Below are 4,232 nucleotides of genomic sequence, written 5' to 3'. Positions count from 1 at the left end.
TCGCGGCGTTCGTGCTGTTCTCCTCGGCCGCCGGTGTGTTCGGCAACGCCGGACAGGCCAGCTACGCCGCGGCGAACACGTTCCTCGACGCCCTCGCGCAGCACCGGGTCGCGCAGGGGCTTCCGGCCGTGTCGCTGGCCTATGGACTGTGGGCGCAGGCCGACGGGATGGGCGCCGACGCGCGTCACCTCGCGGGTCTGTCCAATGAGGAGGGTCTGGCGCTGTTCGACGCGGCCCTGACCACCGACACCCCGCTGCTCGTGCCGATGCGCCTGGACCTGGCCGCCGTCAGGGCCGGCGGGACCGTGCCGGCGCTGCTGCGTGGCCTCGTGCGGGTGCCCGCCCGCAGGGGAGCCTCGCGCGGGTCGGCGCTGGCCGAGCGGCTCGCCGGCCTTTCCGCGCCCGACGCCGACCGGCTGGTGCTCGACCTGGTCCGCGGCCAGGTGGCGGCGGTGCTCGGCCACGCCGGCGCCGAGGCCGTCGAACCCGCACGCGCGTTCACCGAACTCGGCTTCGACTCGCTGACCGCCGTGGAGCTGCGCAACCGGCTCGCCGAGGCGACCGGCCTGCGCCTGCCGGCGACGCTCGTGTTCGACTACCCGTCGGCGTCCACCCTCGCGGAGCACCTGCGTGCCGAGGTGACCGGTGCCGCACCGACCGACGCGGTGGCCGCACCGGCGCGGGTCGACGACGAACCTGTCGTCATCGTCGGGATGGCCTGCCGCTTCCCCGGCGGCGTGGAGACCCCCGAGGACCTGTGGCAGCTGCTCACTGACGGCCGCGACGCGGTCACGGCGTTCCCCGACAACCGGGGCTGGGACGTCGACGCCCTGTACCACCCCGACCCCGACAACCCCGGCACGAGCTACACCCGCGAAGGCGGCTTCCTCGACGGCGCCGACCGGTTCGACCCCGCGTTCTTCGGCATCTCGCCGCGCGAGGCGGTCGGCACCGACCCGCAGCAGCGGCTGCTCCTGGAAGCCTCCTGGGAAGCCATCGAACGCGCGGGCATCGACCCGCAGACGCTGCGCGGCAGCCGCACCGGCGTCTACGCCGGCGTGATGTACCACGACTACGCGGACGTGCTGCAGAACACCGCCGACGCCATCGACGGCTCGGTCGGCTCCGGCACCGTCGGCAGCATCGCGTCGGGCCGGGTGTCGTACACGTTCGGCCTGGAGGGTCCGGCGGTGACGATCGACACGGCGTGCTCGTCGTCGCTGGTCGCGCTGCACCTGGCCGTGCAGGCGCTGCGGCGCGGGGAGTGCGACCTGGCATTGGCCGGTGGTGTGACCGTGATGTCGACGCCGGGGACGTTCGTCGCGTTCTCGCGCCAGCGTGGGCTGTCGCCCGACGGCCGCTGCAAGGCGTTCGCCGGTTCCGCCGACGGCACCGGCTGGGGCGAGGGCGTGGGCATGCTGCTCGTGGAGCGGCTGTCCGACGCGCAGCGCAACGGGCACCCGATCCTCGCGGTCGTGCGGGGGTCGGCGGTGAACCAGGACGGCGCGTCCAACGGGCTCACCGCACCGAACGGGCCGTCGCAGCAGCGGGTGATCCGCCAGGCGCTGGCGGGTGCGGGCCTGGGAACGACCGACGTCGACGCCGTCGAGGCGCACGGCACCGGCACGAAACTCGGTGACCCGATCGAGGCGCAGGCGCTGCTGGCCACCTACGGCCAGGACCGGGAAGAACCGCTGTGGCTGGGCTCGGTCAAGTCGAACCTCGGCCACACCCAGGCCGCCGCCGGCGTCGCCGGGATCATCAAGATGGTCCTCGCCATGCGCCACGGCGTGCTACCGCGCACGCTGCACGTCGACGAGCCGTCGCCGCACGTCGACTGGTCGGCCGGCGCGGTCGAACTGCTCACCGAACCCCGCGAGTGGCCGGCCGTCGACCGGCCGCGCCGGGCCGCGGTCTCGTCGTTCGGCATCAGCGGGACCAACGCGCACACCATCATCGAGCAGCCGCCGGCGATCGAGGTGCCACCGGCCGTCCGGTCGACGACCGTCGTGCCCGTCGTCCTGTCCGCCCGCGGCGCCGGTGCGCTGGCCGGCCAGGCGGCGCGGCTGCACGACCTGGTCGCGTCCGGTGATCCGTCCATTGTGGACGTCGCCTTCTCGGCGGCGACGTCGCGGGCGGCGCACGAGCACCGGGCGGCCGTGGTCGCCGGCAACCGGCGGGCGCTGCTGAAGGGGCTGTCCGCGCTGGCCGACGGTGCCGGCGCGATCCGGGGCAGCGTGTCCGGCGGCCGCACCGCGTTCCTGTTCACCGGCCAGGGCTCGCAGCGCCCCGGCATGGGCCGCGGCTTGTACGAGGCGTACCCGGTGTTCGCGCACGCCTTCGACGAGGTCTGCGCCCGACTCGACGACGGCATCAAGGAGACCGTCTTCGGTGACGACGCGGACCTGCTCGCGCAGACGGTCAACACGCAGCAGGGCCTGTTCGCCCTGGAGGTGGCGCTGTTCCGCCTCCTCGAGTCGTGGGGCGTGAAGCCGGACCACCTCATCGGCCACTCGATCGGTGAGCTGGCCGCCGCGCACGTGGCCGGGGTGCTCTCACTCGACGACGCCGCGACGCTGGTCAAGGCGCGTGCCCGGCTCATGCAGGCGCTGCCGACCGGCGGCGCGATGGTCTCGGTGCAGGCCTCCGAGGAGGACGTGCTGCCGCGCCTGGCCGGCCTCGAAGCGAAGGTCAGCATCGCCGCCGTCAACGGGCCGCGGTCGGTCGTCGTGTCCGGTGACGAGGAGACCGTGCTCGCCGTCACCGCCGGTTTCAAGGCCAAGCGGCTCACCGTGAGCCACGCGTTCCACTCGCCGTTGATGGCCGGCATGCTCGACGGGTTCTTCCACGTCGCCGAGGGCCTCACGTTCCACGAGCCGGTCATCCCGATCATGTCGAACCTCGACGGTGACCTGACCACCCCGCAGTACTGGGTGCGCCACGTCCGCGAGGCGGTGCGGTTCCACGACGGCATGAAGGCCCTCGAAGCCGCCGGCGTCACCACGTTCGTCGAACTCGGCCCCGATGCCGTCCTCTCGGCGATGGGGCAGCACTGCGTCGAGACCGGCGCGTTCGTCCCGACGCTGCGGGCGCGGCAGAAGGACGCGACCGCCATGGCCACCGCGCTGGCGAACCTGCACGTGCGCGGCGTCGCCATCGACTGGCCGGCCGTGCTCCCCGGCGGGCGCCGCATCGACCTGCCCACCTACGCCTTCGAGCACGAGCGCTACTGGCCGCGTCCGGCCGTCGAACGCCCCGCCGACGCCGCCGGCCTCGGCCTGGGCACCGTCGACCACCCGCTGCTCGGCGCGGTGGTGCCGCTGGTCGGCGCCGACAGCGTCGTGCTCACCGGACGGATCTCGCTGCGCACGCACCCGTGGCTGGCCGAGCACGCCGTCGGCGGCGCGGTGCTGGTGCCCGGCACGGCGCTGCTCGAACTGGCGATCCGCGCCGGTGACCGGGCCGGCTGCCCCCGGGTCGACGAGCTGACCATGCAGGCGCCGCTGGTCGTCCCCGACCACGGTGGGGTGCAGCTGAACCTGGTCGTGGGCGGGCCGGACCCGTCCGGGCTGCGCCCGGTCACCGTCCACTCCCGCCCCGACACCGCGACCGACGACGACACCGCCTGGGTCGTCAACGCCACCGGCACCCTGGCCCCGGCGGGCACCGGGCCGGTGGACGGCATCGCGTCCTGGCCGCCGGCCGACCCGACCCCGGTCGACATCGACGGCCTGTACGGGACGCTGGCCGCCGCCGGGTTCGCCTACGGCCCGCTGTTCCGCGGCCTGCGGTCGGTGTGGCGGGCGGGCGCCGACGTCTTCGCCGAGGTCGAACTGCCCGACGGTGCCGCACAGGACTCCGGCGGGTTCGGCGTGCACCCGGCGCTGCTGGACTCGACCCTGCACGCCGTGGCGGCCGGCGGCCTCGTCGACGGCGCCGGCCTGCCGTTCTCCTGGTCGGGCGTGACGCTGCACGCGGTTGGCGCCCGCACGCTGCGCGTGCGGCTGACCCCCGCCGGCCCGGACGCGGTGTCGCTGCTGGCGGTCGACGCCGCCGGCGAGCCGGTGGTCTCCGTCGAGCGGCTCGTCCTGCGTCCGCTGAGCCTGGACCGTCCGCTGCCGGGCCGCGACGCGCTGTTCCGCGTCGACTGGGTCCCGGTGACGGCGTCGGCGGTGCCAGCCGACCTGGTCGTGTTCCCGGTGGAGACCGCGGGAGCGGACGTGCCGGTGGAC

At 74.7% G+C, this 4,232-nt stretch carries 1 protein-coding gene; it reads left to right on the top strand.

The window, feature by feature from the left end; translation table 11 throughout:
• Positions 1-4,232, top strand: a 4,232-nt coding sequence (locus Voc01_RS52505) for a type I polyketide synthase (protein ID WP_203935319.1), incomplete at both ends; no start/stop codon positions are given.

Source organism: Virgisporangium ochraceum (genome assembly GCF_016863655.1).
In the GTDB taxonomy this organism is placed as follows: Bacteria; Actinomycetota; Actinomycetes; order Mycobacteriales; family Micromonosporaceae; genus Virgisporangium; species Virgisporangium ochraceum.
This window is presented reverse-complemented; position numbering and strand designations above follow the sequence as displayed.